This is a genomic window from Pseudonocardia sp. TMWB2A, assembly GCF_017312135.1.
In genome coordinates, this window is sequence record NZ_QKQY01000002.1 from 5,511,784 (window position 1) to 5,527,689 (window position 15,906).

At 74.3% G+C, this 15,906-nt stretch carries 15 protein-coding genes; 4 read left to right on the forward strand and 11 right to left on the reverse strand.

Annotated elements, in window-relative coordinates; genetic code table 11:
• Nucleotides 1–13 precede the first annotated feature (13 nt).
• The 3 genes from DMP17_RS40400 to DMP17_RS40410 are packed head-to-tail and all read left to right on the forward strand — an operon-like array spanning nt 14 to nt 3,188.
• Nucleotides 14–1,393 (forward strand): extracellular solute-binding protein, encoded by a 1,380-nt coding sequence (locus DMP17_RS40400; RefSeq protein WP_337832316.1) that lies wholly within the window; start codon nt 14–16, stop codon nt 1,391–1,393.
• Complete coding sequence (locus DMP17_RS40405) at nt 1,390–2,304, forward strand: carbohydrate ABC transporter permease (RefSeq protein ID WP_337832317.1); 915 nt, start codon at nt 1,390–1,392, stop codon at nt 2,302–2,304. Before DMP17_RS40400 ends, DMP17_RS40405 begins: the two co-directional genes overlap by 4 nt.
• Nucleotides 2,301–3,188, forward strand: coding sequence for a carbohydrate ABC transporter permease (locus DMP17_RS40410; protein ID WP_226350197.1), 888 nt, complete (start codon nt 2,301–2,303; stop codon nt 3,186–3,188). The genes DMP17_RS40405 and DMP17_RS40410 overlap by 4 nt, the downstream gene beginning before the upstream one ends.
• On the opposite strand, the gene DMP17_RS40415 is transcribed toward DMP17_RS40410, so the two are convergent.
• The 10 genes from DMP17_RS40415 to gatC form a co-directional block, all read right to left on the reverse strand.
• Nucleotides 3,185–4,324, reverse strand: a complete 1,140-nt coding sequence (locus DMP17_RS40415; RefSeq protein ID WP_337832318.1) for a M20 family metallopeptidase — start codon at nt 4,322–4,324, stop codon at nt 3,185–3,187. The genes DMP17_RS40410 and DMP17_RS40415 overlap by 4 nt on opposite strands.
• Nucleotides 4,321–4,986: a DUF1028 domain-containing protein gene (locus tag DMP17_RS40420; protein ID WP_337832319.1), complete on the reverse strand. Its 666-nt coding sequence runs from the start codon at nt 4,984–4,986 to the stop codon at nt 4,321–4,323. Before DMP17_RS40420 ends, DMP17_RS40415 begins: the two co-directional genes overlap by 4 nt.
• On the reverse strand, nt 4,983–5,423 hold the full coding sequence (locus tag DMP17_RS40425) for a RidA family protein (RefSeq protein ID WP_226350194.1): 441 nt from the start codon (nt 5,421–5,423) through the stop codon (nt 4,983–4,985). Before DMP17_RS40425 ends, DMP17_RS40420 begins: the two co-directional genes overlap by 4 nt.
• On the reverse strand, nt 5,420–6,700 hold the full coding sequence (locus DMP17_RS40430) for a flavin-containing monooxygenase (protein ID WP_337832320.1): 1,281 nt from the start codon (nt 6,698–6,700) through the stop codon (nt 5,420–5,422). The genes DMP17_RS40425 and DMP17_RS40430 overlap by 4 nt, the downstream gene beginning before the upstream one ends.
• Nucleotides 6,701–6,738: 38 nt before the next feature.
• Complete coding sequence (locus DMP17_RS40435) at nt 6,739–8,139, reverse strand: MFS transporter (RefSeq protein ID WP_226350192.1); 1,401 nt, start codon at nt 8,137–8,139, stop codon at nt 6,739–6,741.
• A 220-nt stretch (nt 8,140–8,359) separates the two neighbouring features.
• On the reverse strand, nt 8,360–9,313 hold the full coding sequence (locus DMP17_RS40440; RefSeq protein WP_226350191.1) for a LysR family transcriptional regulator: 954 nt from the start codon (nt 9,311–9,313) through the stop codon (nt 8,360–8,362).
• Between the two features lie 157 nt (nt 9,314–9,470).
• Nucleotides 9,471–10,634 carry an ROK family transcriptional regulator gene (locus DMP17_RS40445; protein ID WP_337832321.1) on the reverse strand — a complete coding sequence of 388 codons (1,164 nt, stop codon included), beginning with the start codon at nt 10,632–10,634 and terminating at the stop codon, nt 9,471–9,473.
• A 67-nt stretch (nt 10,635–10,701) separates the two neighbouring features.
• Nucleotides 10,702–12,204: an Asp-tRNA(Asn)/Glu-tRNA(Gln) amidotransferase subunit GatB gene (gene gatB / locus DMP17_RS40450; RefSeq protein WP_062397175.1), complete on the reverse strand. Its 1,503-nt coding sequence runs from the start codon at nt 12,202–12,204 to the stop codon at nt 10,702–10,704.
• Entirely contained in the window at nt 12,201–13,709 is a 1,509-nt protein-coding gene (gene gatA / locus DMP17_RS40455; RefSeq protein WP_226350188.1) for an Asp-tRNA(Asn)/Glu-tRNA(Gln) amidotransferase subunit GatA, read from the reverse strand. Before gatA ends, gatB begins: the two co-directional genes overlap by 4 nt.
• Nucleotides 13,706–14,032: an Asp-tRNA(Asn)/Glu-tRNA(Gln) amidotransferase subunit GatC gene (gatC, locus tag DMP17_RS40460; protein WP_226350187.1), complete on the reverse strand. Its 327-nt coding sequence runs from the start codon at nt 14,030–14,032 to the stop codon at nt 13,706–13,708. The genes gatA and gatC overlap by 4 nt, the downstream gene beginning before the upstream one ends.
• Before the next feature lie 340 nt (nt 14,033–14,372).
• Here gatC and DMP17_RS40465 point away from each other — a divergent pair, with 340 nt between their 5' ends.
• The gene (locus DMP17_RS40465; RefSeq protein ID WP_073578441.1) at nt 14,373–15,029 is read left to right on the forward strand and encodes an amino acid-binding protein; all 657 of its coding nucleotides are present in this window, start codon (nt 14,373–14,375) and stop codon (nt 15,027–15,029) included.
• Nucleotides 15,030–15,069: 40 nt separating this feature from the next.
• Here the strand turns inward: DMP17_RS40465 and DMP17_RS40470 are convergent, their stop codons facing one another.
• Complete coding sequence (locus DMP17_RS40470) at nt 15,070–15,789, reverse strand: 3-keto-5-aminohexanoate cleavage protein (RefSeq protein WP_062397181.1); 720 nt, start codon at nt 15,787–15,789, stop codon at nt 15,070–15,072.
• Nucleotides 15,790–15,906 lie beyond the last annotated feature (117 nt).

A 15,906-nucleotide genomic window follows, 5' to 3' on the forward strand; every position in this document is an offset into this window, starting at 1 on the left:
GACGGTCCGCCCGATGACCCCTCCCCCTGCCCGCGGGTTCTCCCGGCGCGCGCTCCTCGCGGCGGGCGGCGCCCTGCTCGCCGCCCCGGCGCTCGGCGCGTGCGGCGCCGACGCCCGGGCTCCGGGACACCTGCGGGTGACCTACCAGCAGTGGGGCTCGGCCCGGGCCGTCGGGGACTACATCGAGGGCGCCGCAGCGGAGTTCATGGCGGCCCGCCCCGGTACCTCGGTGGAGGTGGTCCCGCTGGTCGCGGCGGAGAACGACTTCTTCACCAAGAACGAGCTGATGATGGCCTCGGCCCGGACCACACCGGACATCGCCTACGAGGACACCTTCATCCTCAAGGCCGACATCGCCGCCGGCTACCTGCGACCGCTGGACGACTACGTCTCGCGCTGGCCCCTGTGGGACACCTACGTCGACGTCGCGAAGGACGCCGTCACCGGCGAGGACGGGAAGGTCTACGGCATCCCGGGACCGACCGACACCCGTGGGATCTGGTACCACCGCGGCGTCCTGGCGGCCGCCGGGATCGCCGCGCCCTTCCGGCCCCGGACCTGGGACGACCTGCTCACGGCGGCGCGGGCGATCCGCGACCGGGTCCCCGACGTCGTCCCCCTCGTCCTCTACTCCGGCAAGGCGCAGGGCGAGAAGGCCAGCATGCAGGGCCTGCAGATGCTGTTCAACGGCACCGACTCGGTCCTGTACGACGAGGCCACCCGGCGCTGGACGACCGGCGCCGCCGGGATGCGGGAGTCGCTGGGGTTCCTGCACACCGTCTTCGGTGAGGGCCTCGGCCCGCCGCTGCAGGCCGCACTCGACCCGAACCTCACCGAGACCGTCTACACGTCGTGGATGCCGGAGGGGAGGGTCGGCATGGTCGTCGACGGCAACTGGATCGCCCAGAACTGGGACCCGGGCGCGTCCGGGGCCTGGCCGGAGTGGTCGCGGACGATGGACCTGGCCCGGATGCCCACCCGGCGCGGGCAGGGCCGGGGGTTCGTGACCCTGTCCGGTGGCTGGGCGTGGTCGCTGCCGCGCCTGGCCCCCGATCCGGACCTGGCCTGGGGGCTGCTGGAGACGCTGATGTCCACCGAGAACGCCCTGCGGTGGACCGTCGCCGAGGCCAAGCTGGCCAACCGCAGCGACGTCATGGAGCACCCCGGGTACGACGGCTACTCCCCCGCCTCCCCCTTCTTCACCGACCTCGTCCCCTACGCCGACTACCGCCCCGCGACGGCGCCGTACCCGCAGATCTCCTCGGCGATCCAGGCGGCGACCGAGGACGTCATGACCGGGCGGCTGGGCCCCGACGCCGCGGCCGACGCCTACGACGCCGCGCTGGTCGACATCGTCGGCGTCGAGCAGACCGCGCCGGAGGTGCGCGCATGACCGCCCTCGCCGGGCGGCAGGCCACCGACCGCGGCCCCGCGCCGCTGCGCCGCACCCTGCTGCGGGGCGGGCCGATCGTGCCGGCCGTCGTCCTGCTGGTGCTGTTCCTCGCCGGGCCGGTGCTCTACAGCGTCTACCTGGCCTTCACCAACCGGGCGCTGCGCGGGGACGGTGCGGACACCACGTCGTTCGTCGGGCTCGGCAACTTCACCGACGCGCTCACCTCGGCGGAGTTCTGGAACTCCGCCGGTCTCACCCTGGTCTTCACCGTGGTGTCGGCGATCATCGGGCAGAACCTGCTGGGGCTGGCGCTGGCCCTGCTGATGCGCAACGCGTCGAAGCCGGTGAGCGCGGTGACCGGGGCGATCGTGGTCGGGGCGTGGATCCTGCCCGAGGTCGTCGTCGGCTACCTCTGGTACACCTTCCTCGCCGGGGACGGCTCGCTGAACGCCCTGCTCGGGCTGGTCGGGCTGCCCGAGCAGGAGCTGCTCGTCGCGTTGCCGATCGTCGCGGTGTCCTTCGCCAACATCTGGCGCGGGACGGCGTTCACCATGCTCGTCTACACCGCCGCACTCGCCGAGATCCCGCGCGAGGTCGAGGAGGCGGCGATGATCGACGGCGCCCGCCCGGTGCAGCGCTTCTTCTCCCTGACCCTGCCGCTGATCCGCCGCGCCGTGGCGACGAACCTGATGCTGATCACGCTGCAGACGCTGTCGGTGTTCGGCCTCATCTACGTCATGACCGGCGGCGGCCCCGGCACCTCCAGCCAGACGCTGCCGCTGCACATGTACGAGCAGGCCTTCTCCTACGGGCAGCTCGGTTACGGCACCGCGGTGGCCCTGCTCCTGCTGCTGCTCGGCGGGATCGCCTCGATCGCCTACCTGCGCCTGCTCGCCAAGGAGGACGCATGACCGCCACCGCGCACCGTCCACCGCCGGTCGACCCGGCCGTCCCGTCCCCCGCGCCGGACGCCGCACGGCGCCGGCGCGGACCCCGCCCCGCCGACCTCGTCCTGGTGGCGGTCGCGGTGTTCTTCTGCATCCCGCTGGCCTGGGTGGTCCTCGCTTCGTTCGACGCGGAGGCCTCGCTCGCCGTGGCGTGGCCCGCGGAACCGACCCTGGACAACTACGCCGCCGTGCTCGACACCGAGACGACGTTCCGCCCGATGTGGAACTCGGTCGTGCTCTGCGGCGGCGCCACGCTGGTCACCGTGGTCTGCGCGGTGCTCGCCGCCTACCCGCTCTCGCGCTACCGCAGCCGGGCGAGCCGACCGTTCCTGCTGACGATCGTCTTCGCCACCGGGCTGCCGATCACCGCGATCATGATCCCGGTCTACGCGCTGTTCGTGCAGGTCAACCTCATCGACTCGATGCCGGCGGCGGTGCTGTTCCTGGCCACGTCGGCGCTGCCGTACGCGATCTTCCTGACCAAGGGCTTCATGGACGGCGTTCCGGTCGAGATCGAGGAGGCCGCCTGGGTCGACGGCGCCACCATGCTGCGCACGCTGTGGGAGGTCGTGCTGCCGATGATGCGCCCGGGCGTCGCCGTCGTCGCGATCTTCACGCTGGTCCAGACGTGGGGGAACTTCTTCGTCCCGTTCATGCTGCTGCTCTCGCCGGACAAGCTGCCCGCCGCGGTCAGCCTGTTCACCTTCTCCTCGCAGTACGGCCAGGTCGCCTACGGCCAGCTCGCCGCCTTCTCGATCCTCTACTCGGCCCCGGTGGTGGTGCTCTACCTCGTGTTGGGACGCCGGCTCGGGTCCGGGTTCGCGGCGGCGGGCGGGCTGAAGGGCTAGGCGGTGTCGCGCCGCCCGGCACGGTCGACGCCGGTCCAGGCCAGCGCGACCGCGCCGTCGAGCAGCGCCCGTTCCGCGTCGGGACCCACGCAGTGCGCCGCGAACTCGCGCTGATGGTTCGTGGCGGGCAGCGACCCGATCCCGATGTAGGGGTGGATGGCCGGCACGACCTGGGACACGTTGCCCATGTCGGTCGACGCCCGGTTCATCCGGCCCGCCGGGCCGTCGGGGGCGAACTCCCGCCCCAGCTCGACGGCGTTGACGCGGTAGTGCGCCAGGGCGGTGGGATCGGCGCGGAACTCGGCGTAGGGCCTGCTCTCCGGCTCGATCTCCAGCGTGCACCCGGTGGCCAAGGCACCGGCCTCGAAGCAGCGTCGCACCCTCGGCTCGATCTCGGCCAGCTCGGCGAGGGTCTCCGCGCGCACGTACCAGCGTCCCGACGAGTCCTCGGGGATCGCGTTGGGCGCCGTCCCCGCGGCGGTGACGATGCCGTGCACCCGCGCGCTGTGCGGGAGCTGCTGTCGCAGCAGCCCGATCGCGACCTGGGCGACGGTGAACGCGTCCGCGGCGTTGACCCCCTCCTCGGGGTAGGCCGCCGCGTGCGCGGCCCGGCCCCGGTAGGAGACCCGGGAGTGGCTGACGGCGAACGGACGCGCCTCGGCGACGTCGACCGGGCCGGGGTGCACCATCATCGCCAGGTCGACGTCGCGGAACGCGCCGCGGTCCAGCATCTCGATCTTGCCGCCGCCGCCCTCCTCGGCCGGGGTGCCGTAGACCTCGACGGTCAGCCCCAGCTCGTCGGCGACCTCGGCCAGGCCCAGCGCGGCCCCGACCGACGACGCGGCGATCAGGTTGTGCCCGCAGGCGTGCCCGAGCCCGGGCAGGGCGTCGTACTCGGCGCACAACGCGATCCGCAGCGGTCCGGACCCGTACCGGGCGTGGAACGCGGTCTCCAGCCCCAGGTACGACGGCGTCACCGCGAACCCGCGGCGGTCCAGCAGCTCCGGCACCACGGTCGCGGCCCGGTGCTCCTCCCAGGCCGTCTCGGGGTGGGCGTGCAGCTCGGCCGACAGCGCGACCAGCCCGTCCGCCGCCCGATCGACGGCGGCCCGGGCGGCCGCCTTCGCCCCGGTCACCGGTCGCCCGGGACGCCGTAGGACGGCGCGGTCGCCGGGGCCAGCCCGCGGCGGACGTAGTCGTCGCGCTGCGGCAGCCAGACCTCCATCGCCTCGGCCAGCCGGTCGACCGGGTCCTCGGCCCAGTCGACCCGCAGGTCGGTCACCCGCCACTCGACGTCGGCGACGACGGCCAGCCCGGCCGAGTGCACCGGGCCCTCCTCCCCACCGGCGGCGAGGCCGGCACGCAGGGCGGCGAGCAGCCGTTCCTCGAGCTCGCCGGTCGCGGACTCGAAGGCGTCGACCAGGACCGCGGGCAGCCCGGCGTCGGCCAGCATGTTGCCCGCGGCCACCGCGTCCGCACCGGCGGCGGCGCCGTGCGTGCCCAGCGTCCGCTCCCCGCTGAACCAGGCGGGCGGGCCGGTCCGGCCCAGCGCGGTGAGCTGGCGGTACTCCGGGTCGACGGCGTCGGCGCCGACCTCACGCACCGCCCGGACGGCGTCGTCGTGGGCGGCCAGCCGGTCCAGCAGGCGCCCGCCGAGCCGCGGGTCGGTGACGTTCTGCGACGCGGCGACGCCGACCCCCGGGCGCAGGTGCAGGCAGCGCGCGGCTACCGCCGGGCTGGAGGAGCTGACGGCCATGCCGAACCGGCCGTCCTGGCGGGCCGCGATCGAGAAGGTCACCGCCCGTCCTCCGGGATCACGGCGATGGCGTCGATCTCGCACAGCCACTCCGGGCGGGCGAGCGCGGACACCACGACGCCGGTCGAGATGGGGTGGACGCCCGTCGTCCAGCGTCCGACGGTCCGGTAGACGGCCTCCCGGTAGCGGGGGTCGACCAGGTAGATCGTCAGCTTGACCAGGTGCTCCATCCGGCTGCCCGCCTCGCGCAGGAGCTGGTCGATGTTCGCCATCGCCTGCTCGGCCTGCGCCGCGACGTCGCCGATGCCGACGGACTCGCTGGTGTCGAGGTCCTGCCCGATCTGGCCGCGGACGTAGACGGTGTTCCCGGCGACGACGGCCTGGCACAGGTCGTTGTCGAGGTTCTGCTCCGGGTAGGTGTCGCGGGTGTTGAACGGCCGGATGCGGGTGTGGGTCGGCTGTGCCGGCTGTGCGGTCATCGGGGGGCTCCGCTCGTGGTGACGGTGGGCTCGGGGAGGTGGGCGAGGTAGCCGCGCTGGATCGCGATGTGGTCGGCGACGTGGGCGGCGTCGTGCCACACGCCCCAGATGAAGCTGGACCCACGCCGCGACTGCCAGGGCAGGCCGAGGAAGTAGATGCCGGGCTCGGTGGAGATCCCGCGGGAGTGCCGCGGGCGGCCGTCGTCGTCGAGGGCGCCGGCGGGCAGCCAGCCGTAGTCGGAGCTGTAGCCGGTGGCCCAGACGATCGAGGCGATCCCGGCCCGCGCGAGGTCCAGCTCGGTGACCGGGTCGGTCACGCAGTCCGGGGCGGGCCCGAGGACGCGGGCGGCGGGCTCCTCGGGCAGGTCGAGCCCGTTGCGCACGACGTAGGCGTCGGCCTCGTCGAGCATCGCCAGGTAGTGGGCGTCCCCCGCGGCGACGGTGTCGGCCAGGTCCGGGGCGAACCGCAGCCGGCCGTCGGCGAAGGACCGGGTCATCCCGACCAGGGTGATGCCGGTGGCCGCCAGCTCACGGAAGTCGACGGTGTGCCCGCCCCGGGCCCCGCTGACCGCGATCGTGACGTGCGCGGCCCCCTGTGGCGGCGCCGCCGCGTCCCACTTGTCCAGCACGCCGAGCCACCAGCAGAAGTCCTGCCCGCGGTAGCGGCGCGGGGGCCGCTCGTGCGGGCCCACCGACAGGTGCACCGCGCGCCCGGAGCGCCGGAGCTCGTCGGCGATCTGCACGCCCGACGACCCCGCCCCCACGACCAGCACGCCGCCGTCGGGTAGCTGACCGGGACGCCGGTAGTCGCTGGAGTGGATCTGGGTCACTCCGGCGTCGGCGGGCACGACGGGCGGGACGACCGGCGTCTGGAACGGACCGGTCGCGGCCACGACCCGCTGCGCGTCGACGGTGCCCGCGGAGGTCTCCACCCGGAAGCCGGGCCGCCCCTCGTGCCGGTGCACACCGAGCACCTCGACCCCGCAGCGGACCGGGGCGTCGATCTTCTCTGCGTAGGCGGAGAAGTAGTCGGCCACCTGGTCCTTCGACGCGAACCCGTCCGGTGCCACCCCGTCGAACTCCAGCCCGGGGAACCGGTCGTGCCACGCCGGGCCGTTCGCCACCAGCGAGTCCCAGCGACGGGTGCGCCAGCTCTCGGCGATCCGGTCGCGTTCGAGCACCAGGTGGTCGATCCCGCGGGCGCCCAGGTGCTCGCTGGCGGCCACCCCGGCCTGCCCCGCACCGACGACCAGTACCTCGGTCACGACGTCGGCCATCCCGTACTCCGTTCCACGGTTCCGTCCGCTGTGCCCGCTCACGAGCCGACCCGGTCCGCGACGGGTGCCGGCTGCGCGGCCGGCGTCGGTGCGGGCAGGCCCGCGAGGTCCTGGTCGTGCAGCAGGCTCGTCCCGGCCGTCTCGCGCATGCTCAGGGCGGCGACGAGACCGATCGCCGCGGCGGCCATCAGGTACGGGCCGGGGACGAGCAGGCTCCCGGTGGTCGCGATGAGCACGGTCATGAGGAACGGGACCGTGCCGGCGAACAGCGCGGCGCTGACGTTGTAGGCGATGGACAGACCGCCCTGGCGGGTGCGGGTCGGGAGGGTCTCGACCGACCACACCGCGTAGGTCCCGAGGATCGCCGAGAGGATCACCGCCAGGCCGAGCGCGGCGACCACGGTGCCGACCATGCCGGTCTGCATCAGCAGGTAGGCCGGCGTCGCCGTCACCAGCAGGACGACCGCGGCCGTCACCAGCACCGGCTTGCGGCCGGTCCGGTCCGACAGCCTGCCGAACACCGGCACCAGGACCAGTCCGAGCAGCGACGCGCAGGTCGACAGCAGCGCCGCGCTCTCGGCCGAGTGGCCCAGGTGGTCGGTCTGGTAGGTCACCAGGTAGGTCAGCACCGAGTAGAACAGGACGTGCATCATCGTCATCAGCCCGGCGACCTGCAGCAGCTGGCGCCAGTTGCTGCGGAACAGCTCCCGCGCGGGGCGGCGAGAGACCGAGTCGGTCGCCTCCAGCGCCCGGTACTCCGGGGTGTCCTCGATCTTCGCCCGGATGACGTACCCGATGACGCCCATCGGCGCGGCGATCAGGAACGGGATCCGCCAGCCCCAGGCGGTGATCTCCTCCGCGGTCAGCGACACCGAGAGCAGGTAGAAGGTGAACGAGCCGCCGAGGAAGCCGAGCAGCGCGCCGACCTCGAGCCAGCTCGTCCCGAACCCGCGGCGGCGCCGCGGCGCGGACTCGGCGAGGAAGCTCGCCGCGCTGCCGAACTCGCCACCGGCGGCGAAGCCCTGCACCAGCCGGATCGCGACCAGCAGGATCGGGGCGGCGATGCCGATCGTCGCGTAGCCGGGGAGCAGGCCGATCGCCAGCGTCGCCACCGACATGATCACGATGACGATCGACAGCGTGCGGCGCCGCCCGATGCGGTCGCCGAGCGGCCCGAACACCAGCGCGCCGATCGGCCGGATCCCGAACGAGACCGCGAACACCGCGAACACCGACAGGACGCCGGCGACGTGGTTCTCCGCGGGGAAGAACACCACGGCCAGGGTCGTGGCCAGGTAGGCGTAGACGGCCCAGTCGAACCAGTGGACGAAGACGCCGACGGCGCCGGCGACGACGCTGCGGCGCATGGTGGCCGGGTCGGGCCGGCCCGCGGCGTCGAGCGCGGCCTCGGCCGCGGAGCGGGCGGTGGGTTCGGACACGGATCCCCCAGCGGGTCTCGTCGTGGACCACGGCCGGAACCCGGGGGAACGGGCCGTGAGCAGCGGCGGGAACATCCACGGCCGCGTGGGGGACGACGCTAGGCAACGGAGGGAAAGTCGATCAAACAGTGAAATGCGGTCCGCTGCATCGGTTCGATCGATGCAGTTGCGTCCGTGTATCACCCCTGTCACGGCCCCGTGACCACGGCCGGTGGAGGGCTCAGTCGTCGCCGTCGTCCACCGACGGGTCACCGGCCGCCACCCGGTGCCGGTGGGCGACCTCACGGGCGGCGTCGGTGACGGCGCGGGCGCGGGCCGTCCGGCGCGCCGACTCCATCCAGGCGACGACGACCGACAGCGCCGGGACGTCGTCGGCGATCGGCCGGCTCTCGACCGTGCCCCCGGTGTAGGTGTCGCCGTGCGTGGGCCGCTGGTTGAGCACCGAGAAGCCGAGCCCGCGCGCGACCATCCCGCGGACGGCCTCCACGCTGTGCGAGCGGTACGCGACCGGCGGGGTCACCCCGGCCGTGGCCAGCACGTCGCGGAAGTACTCCCGGCTGTGCGGCAGGTCCAGCAGCACCATCGGCTCGTCGGCCAGGTCGATCAGGCGCACCTGCGCCGCGCCGGCCAGCCGGTGCCCCGGCGGGAGGATCACGTACGGCGGGGCGTGCGCGACCACCTCGCGGGTCACCCCCGGCCCGAGCCCCAGGTCGTAGGTGACGGCGACCTCGACGGTGCCGCTGCGCAGCGCGGCGCTCACCGCGGCCGCCTCGAGCTCCAGCACCTCGACCGCCAGCCCCGGGCAGTGCTCGCTCAGCTCGGCGAGCAGCGACGGCAGCAGGAACGGGACGAGGGTGACCATGCAGGCCAGCGTGATCCGGCCCCGGACCTCGTCCCCGCGGCCGCGTGCCGCGTCCAGCACCTCGCCGAGGTGGTCGAGCAGCCCGCGCACGTCGCGCAGGAACGCCTCGCCGGCCGCGGTCAGCACGAGCCCGCGGGCGTGCCTGCGCAGGAACAGCGGGGTCCCGACCTGCTTCTCCAGCTGGGCGATCGACGCCGAGACCGCCGACTGCGCGACGCGGAGCTCCTCCGCGGCTCGCGTCATGCTCAACGTCGACGCGGCCTCGACGAAGTAGCGCAGCTGGGTGAGCGTGACGTCCGGCCGGCGGCTCACGACGCCCGGTCCGACACCGACATGACCCCTCCCGTCCCGGGCTCCGACCGTGACCACGGATCCCGTGCCCGGAGTCTCCCGGGCAGGGAGGATCGGCACAATCGATGCAACACCCCGCGAGCCCCGCCGGGACCGATGCGACACCCGCGGCCGGTGGTCAACGGATGAGCAGCGTCGCCGGGCGCGCGGAGAAGGCGTGTTCGAGCACGAGACAGGCGGCGCCGACGACGGCGGCGTCGTCGCCGAGGGCGCTGCCGCGCACGTCGACCTCGTGCACCCGCCGGGCCTCGGTGGTGGCGGTGACGACGTCGCGCACGATCGGCAGGAACACCGGCGCGGTCCGCGACCACGCCGGCCCGCCGAGGACGACGGCGCCGACGTCAAGCGCGTTGCACAGGGTGACCGCGGCGCGGGCGATCCGCCCGGCGCTGCGGGCGAGGATGCCGTGCGCGACCGGGTCGTCGGCGGCCCGCGCGCAGAGCGTGCTGAACGCGGCGTCCACCCGGCGGTCGGTGGCGTCGTGCGGCAGCGGGTCGAGCACCCCGGCCGCGGCGGCCTCGGCCACCAGGGTGCGGGGCATGCCCGACGGGCCGACGCAGCCGGGCTGGCCGCACGGGCAGGGCGGCCCGTCCGGCGCCACCATGAGGTGCCCGATCTCGCCGGCGTTGTCGGTGCTGCCCGGCAGCAGCTCCCCGCCCACCACGAACCCGGCGCCGAGCCCGGTGCCCAGGTAGAGGAACACGAAGTCGGCCGGGTCGGGGTCGTGCCACAGCTCCCCGACCGCGGCTGCGGCGGTGTCCTTGTGCATCACCACCGGCAGCCCGGTCGCGTCCCGGACCAGGGACCGCAGCGCGACCCGGTCCCAGCCGGGCAGCAGCGGCGCACCGACCACGACGCCGGCGCCGGTGTCCACCGGGCCGGGCGTCGCGATGCCCACGCCGAGCACCCGGTCGGGCGGCACCCCCGCGGTCACCTCGGTCACCGCGGCCGCGACCGCGGTGACCAGCTCGTCCGGCGTCGTCGCCGACGCGGCGACGGTGCGACGGGCGGCCACGACCGCCGCGGTGAGGTCGACCAGGACGACCGCGGTCACCGTCGGGTCGACGTGCACCCCGACGGCGTAGCTGCCCGCCGGGTCCAGCCGCAGCGACGCGGCCGGCCGGCCGCGCCCCTGCGACCCGACCGGTTCCCGCTCGTCGACCAGGCCGCGTTCGACCAGCCTGCGGACGATGTTGGTGATCGACTGTGCGGACAGCCCGGTGGCCGTGGACAGCTCCGCCCGGGACAGGTCGTGCCGGGCGCGCCGCAGCGCGTCCAGCACGACCGCCTGGTTGAAGTCGCCGATCCGGGGCAGGTTCGCGCCCCGGCGGGCCCGGGCCCCGGTCAGGTCAGGCCCCGACCCGCTCGACGATCAGCTCGCGGACCCGCTTGGCGTCGGCCTGGCCCTTCGTCGCCTTCATGACCGCACCGACGATCGCCCCGGCCGCCTGGACCTTGCCGCCACGGATCTTCTCCGCGACGTCGGGCTGCTCGGCCAGCGCCGCGTCGACGGCGGCGATCAGCGCGCCCTCGTCGGAGACGACCTTCAGCCCGCGGGCCGCGACGACCTCGTCCGGGCCGCCCTCGCCGTCGAGCACGCCGTCGACGACCTGGCGGGCGAGCTTGTTGGTCAGCTCCCCGGTGGCGACCAGCTCGACCACCCGGGCGACCTGCTCCGGCGTGATCGCGAGGTCGACGAGCTCGACGGAGCGGGTGTTGGCCTGCTGGGCGAGGTAGGACACCCACCACGAGCGGGCCTCCTGCGACGGCGCACCCGCCGCGACGGTGGCCTCGACCAGCTCCAGCGCGCCGCCGTTGACCAGGTCGCGGATCTCCTCGTCGGAGATGCCCCACTCGGTCTGGATGCGCTTGCGGCGCTCCCACGGCAGCTCGGGCAGGGTGCCGCGCAGCTCCTCGACCCACTCGGCCGACGGCGCGATCGGGACCAGGTCGGGCTCCGGGAAGTACCGGTAGTCCTCCGAGGTCTCCTTGCGCCGCCCGGCGCGGGTGTGGCCGGTGGACTCGTCGAAGTGCCGGGTCTCCTGGACGATCTCGCCGCCGGCGTCGAGGACGCCCGCCTGCCGGCCCATCTCGTGCCGGACCGCACGCTCGACCGACCGCAGCGAGTTGACGTTCTTCGTCTCGGTGCGGGTGCCCAGCGCGCCGCCCTTCGGCGACAGCGACAGGTTCACGTCGGCACGCATCGAGCCCTGGTCCATCCGGACGTCGGAGACGCCCAGGGACTGGATCAGGTCGCGCAGCGCGGTGACGTAGGCACGGGCCACCTCCGGGGCGCGGGCCCCGGTGTCCGGGATCATCTTCGTGACGATCTCGATCAGCGGGACGCCCGCCCGGTTGTAGTCGAGCAGCGAGTGGTCCGCGCCGTGGATGCGACCGTCGGAGCCGCCCACGTGCAGCGACTTGCCGGTGTCCTCCTCCATGTGCGCGCGCTCGATGCCGATCCGGACGACCTCGCCGTCGTCCAGGGTCAGGTCCAGGAACCCGTCGACGGCGATCGGCTCGTCGTACTGGGAGGTCTGGAAGTTCTTCGGCATGTCCGGGTAGAAGTAGTTCTTCCGGGCGAACCGGCCCCACGGCGCGATCGAGCAGTTCAGCGCCAGGCCGATCCGGATCGCCGACTCCACCGCGGCCCGGTTGACCACGGGGAGCGCGCCGGGCAGGCCCAGGCAGACCGGGCAGACCTGGGTGTTCGGCTCGGCGCCGAACTCCGTCGGGCAGCCGCAGAACATCTTGGTGTTCGTCGACAGCTCGACGTGCACCTCGATGCCCAGCACCGGGTCGTACCGGGCGACGACGTCGTCGAAGTCGACGAGCTCCACGGACGTGGTCATGCCCTCACCCCTGCAACCTCCGGGACACGGGCGATCAGCGGACCGCCCTCGTCGGCGTCGCGGGCGGCCTCGAACGCCGCCCCGACGCGGTACATGACGGCCTCGCCGAGCGCGGGGGCCATGATCTGCAGACCGGTCGGGAGCCCCTCGGAGATCCCGTTGGGCACCGACATGCCGGCCACCCCGGCCAGGTTGGTCGGGATGGTGGCCAGGTCGTTCAGGTACATGGCCAGCGGGTCGTCGACCTTGTCCCCGATCGGGAACGGCACGGTCGGCGCGGTCGGCGACACGAGCACGTCGGCCTGGGCGAAGGCCGCGTCGAAGTCCCGGCTGATCAGCGTGCGGACCTTCTGCGCCTGGCCGTAGTAGGCGTCGTAGTAGCCGCTGGACAGCGCGTAGGTGCCGAGCATGATCCGCCGCTTGACCTCGGGCCCGAAGCCCTGCTCGCGGGTGTTGGCCATGACCTCCTCCGCGGAGCGGCCCTCGGCCGCGCGCAGGCCGTAGCGCATGGCGTCGAACCGGGCGAGGTTCGACGACACCTCGCTCGGCAGGATCAGGTAGTACGCGGCCATGCCGTACTCGAAGTGCGGGCAGGAGACCTCGACGATCTCCGCGCCCAGCTTCTCCAGGCTGCGCAGCGACGCGTCGAACGCCGACCGGACGCCGGGCTGGTAGCCCTCGCCCCCCAGCTCGCGCACGACGCCGACCTTCAGCCCCGACAGGTCACCGGTCGCACCCTGGCGCGCGGCCTCGACCACGGCCGGGACCGGCCGGTCGATCGAGGTCGAGTCGCGCGGGTCGTGACCGCCGATGACCTCGTGCAGCAGCGCCGCGTCCAGCACGGTGCGCGCGCACGGCCCGCCCTGGTCCAGCGACGACGCGCAGGCGACCAGCCCGTAGCGGGAGACCTGGCCGTAGGTGGGCTTGACGCCGACGGTGCCGGTGAACGCGGCGGGCTGGCGGATCGAGCCACCGGTGTCGGTGCCGATCGCCAGCGGCGCCTCGAACGCGGCCAGCGCCGCCGCCGAACCGCCGCCGGAGCCGCCCGGCACCCGGGTGGTGTCCCACGGGTTGCGGGTGACGCCGTACGCGGAGTGCTCGGTGGACGAGCCCATCGCGAACTCGTCCATGTTGGTCTTGCCCAGGATCGTGATCCCGGCGGCGCGCAGGCGCGCGGTGACCGTCGCGTCGTAGGGCGGCTGCCAGCCCTCGAGGATCCGCGAGCCGCAGGTGGTGGGCATGTCCGAGGTGGTGAACACGTCCTTGAGCGCCAGCGGCACCCCGGCCAGCGGGGACTCCGGTGCCTCGCCCGCGGCGATCCGCTCGTCGACCAGCGCGGCGCTCGCCAGCGCGGACTCGGCGCCGACGTGCAGGAACGCGTGCACCTCGCCGTCGACGGCGGCGATCCGGTCGAGGTGGGCCTGCGCGGCCTCCACGGCGGAGACCTCACGGGAGTGGATCTTCTCGGCGAGCTCGGCGGCGGTCAGCCGGATCAGGTCGCTCACTGCTCCTCCCCCAGGATCCGCGGGACGCGGAAGCGCCCGTCCTCGGCGGCCGGGGCGCCGGCGAGCGCCTGCGCCTGGTCGAGGCCGGGGCGGCGCTCGTCCGGGCGGAAGACGTTCTCCAGCGGGACGGCGTGCGAGGTCGGCGGGATGTCGTCGGCGGCGACCTCCCCGACCCGGGCCACCGACCCGATGATCACGTCGAGCTGCGACGCGAAGGTGTCCAGCTCGGAGTCGGTGACGGCCAGGCGGGCCAGCCGGGCGAGGTGTGCGACCTCGTCCCGGGTGATGACCCCGCCCGTCCGCTCCGCGGAATCGGCGGTCATGCCCCTCCTCTTCGATGGTGTCCGATGATGACGACGGCGGGTGGACGGTCGCGACGGTGCCGTGGCAGCGGCGACGACGGTGCGACCGCCGGTCCGGCTGCCGACACGACCCGGTCGCTCCCGCGCGCGCCGGTCTACCTGCCCGAGTCTATTCCCGCCGGTCCACCGGCCGATCGCCCCCCGGTGACCGGGCGCGCGCAGCCCGCTGCGGGTGGCGGGTGACCGACGGGCCCGCGGGTGGCAGGATCATCGTTCCCGCCCGGAACCGCTCCCCGCCGCTCCGGTGCGGTGCACACGCGTGCCGACGAGGCGCCCGCTGTCGAGGGAGAGGATCCACTCCGTGTCGTTCCTGCTCCGGGTCGTCCTCCCGGACAAGCCCGGCAATCTCGGCGCCGTCGCCTCCGCCCTCGGCGGGGCCGGGGCGGACATCCTCAGCGTGGACGTCGTGGAGCGCGGCGACGGCCAGGCGGTCGACGACATCGCCGTCGAGCTGCCGACCAACCGGCCGCCGGACGTGCTCATCACCGCCGCCGAGTCGGTGCCCGGGGTGTCGGTGGAGTCGGTGCGCCCGCACACCGGGCAGCTGGACACCCACCGCGAGCTGGAGCTGCTCGACGAGATCGCCGGCGACCACGCCCACGGGCTCGACCTGCTCGCCGCCGAGGTGCCGCGGCTGTTCCGCGCCGGCTGGGCGCTGGTCGCGGTCAGCGAGCACGGCCGCTCCTACCGGATCGCGGAGAGCTCCGCGGCGCCCGAGACCCGGTCCGGGGACCTGCCCTGGCTGCCGCTGGACCGGGCGATCGCCCTCGACGAGAGCCACTGGGTCCCCGAGCCCTGGCGGGCGATGGACACCGAGCTGGCCGCCGCGCCGTTCGGGACCGGGGTGCCGCCGAAGACGCTGGTGGTCGGGCGGCCGGGCGGGCCGGTGTTCCGGCCGTCGGAGCTCGCGCGGCTGGCGCACCTCGCGGGGATCGTCGCGACGGTGCTGAAGGCCTGACCGCCGCTGCCGCCCGCCGTGACCGCGGCGGGCGGCCCGGTCAGACCCGGATCGACAGGGCGGTGCGGACGAGGTCGTCGTTGCCGGTCGCGAGCCAGCCGTCGGGGCGCACCAGGACGTCCTCGAAGCCGATCCGGGTGTCGATGTTGACCCGGGTCGCGTACTCCAGCACCGGCCAGGCGCCCTCCTCCTCGCCGTGCAGCAGCACGGGGACGGGGGGCTGACCGAGCGCGCGCAGGATCCGGATGCCCTCGGCGACGGCGGTCTCCGGGTCGATCACCGTCGACTCCGCGATCACCCGCCGAGTACCCGGGGGCAGCCCGTTCTGGCGGAGGGTGACGGCGTCGCCGCTGGTCCAGACGCCGAGCTCGACGGCGATGCCGACCGACCACGCGGCGTGGCAGACCTCGGTCCAGCCGAGCTCGTGCACGTTGACGCCGCACACGTCGGGCTTGCCGGAGCCGAGCCGGCCCCAGGACAGGACGGTCTCGACGCGGTCCTTCGGGTCGGGCTGGATCCAGCGCCCGGTCGGGACGCCGATCTCGATGCCCGGGGCCTCCTGGCGGATCAGCGACACGACGTCGCCGACCACGGCGGGCTCGATCGACTCGGCACCGCTGTCGTCGCGCGGGTGCACGTGCACCGAGGTGACGCCGAGCCGGGCGACGGCCCGGGCGTCGCGGGCGAGATGGCGGGCCAGGGTCGGCAGCGCCGGGTGCGCGTCCGCCGGTCGTGAGCCGTTGAGCGCCGCCTGCAACACCGTGTGTTCCCCGATCCGAGTGGTCGTCCTCCCGCCGGGAGGACCCCGCCGTGCAACCGAGAGTAGGCGGTGATCGACCGCGGCCCGCGGCCGGGCGCGGGCGCGCCCGGGGGACGT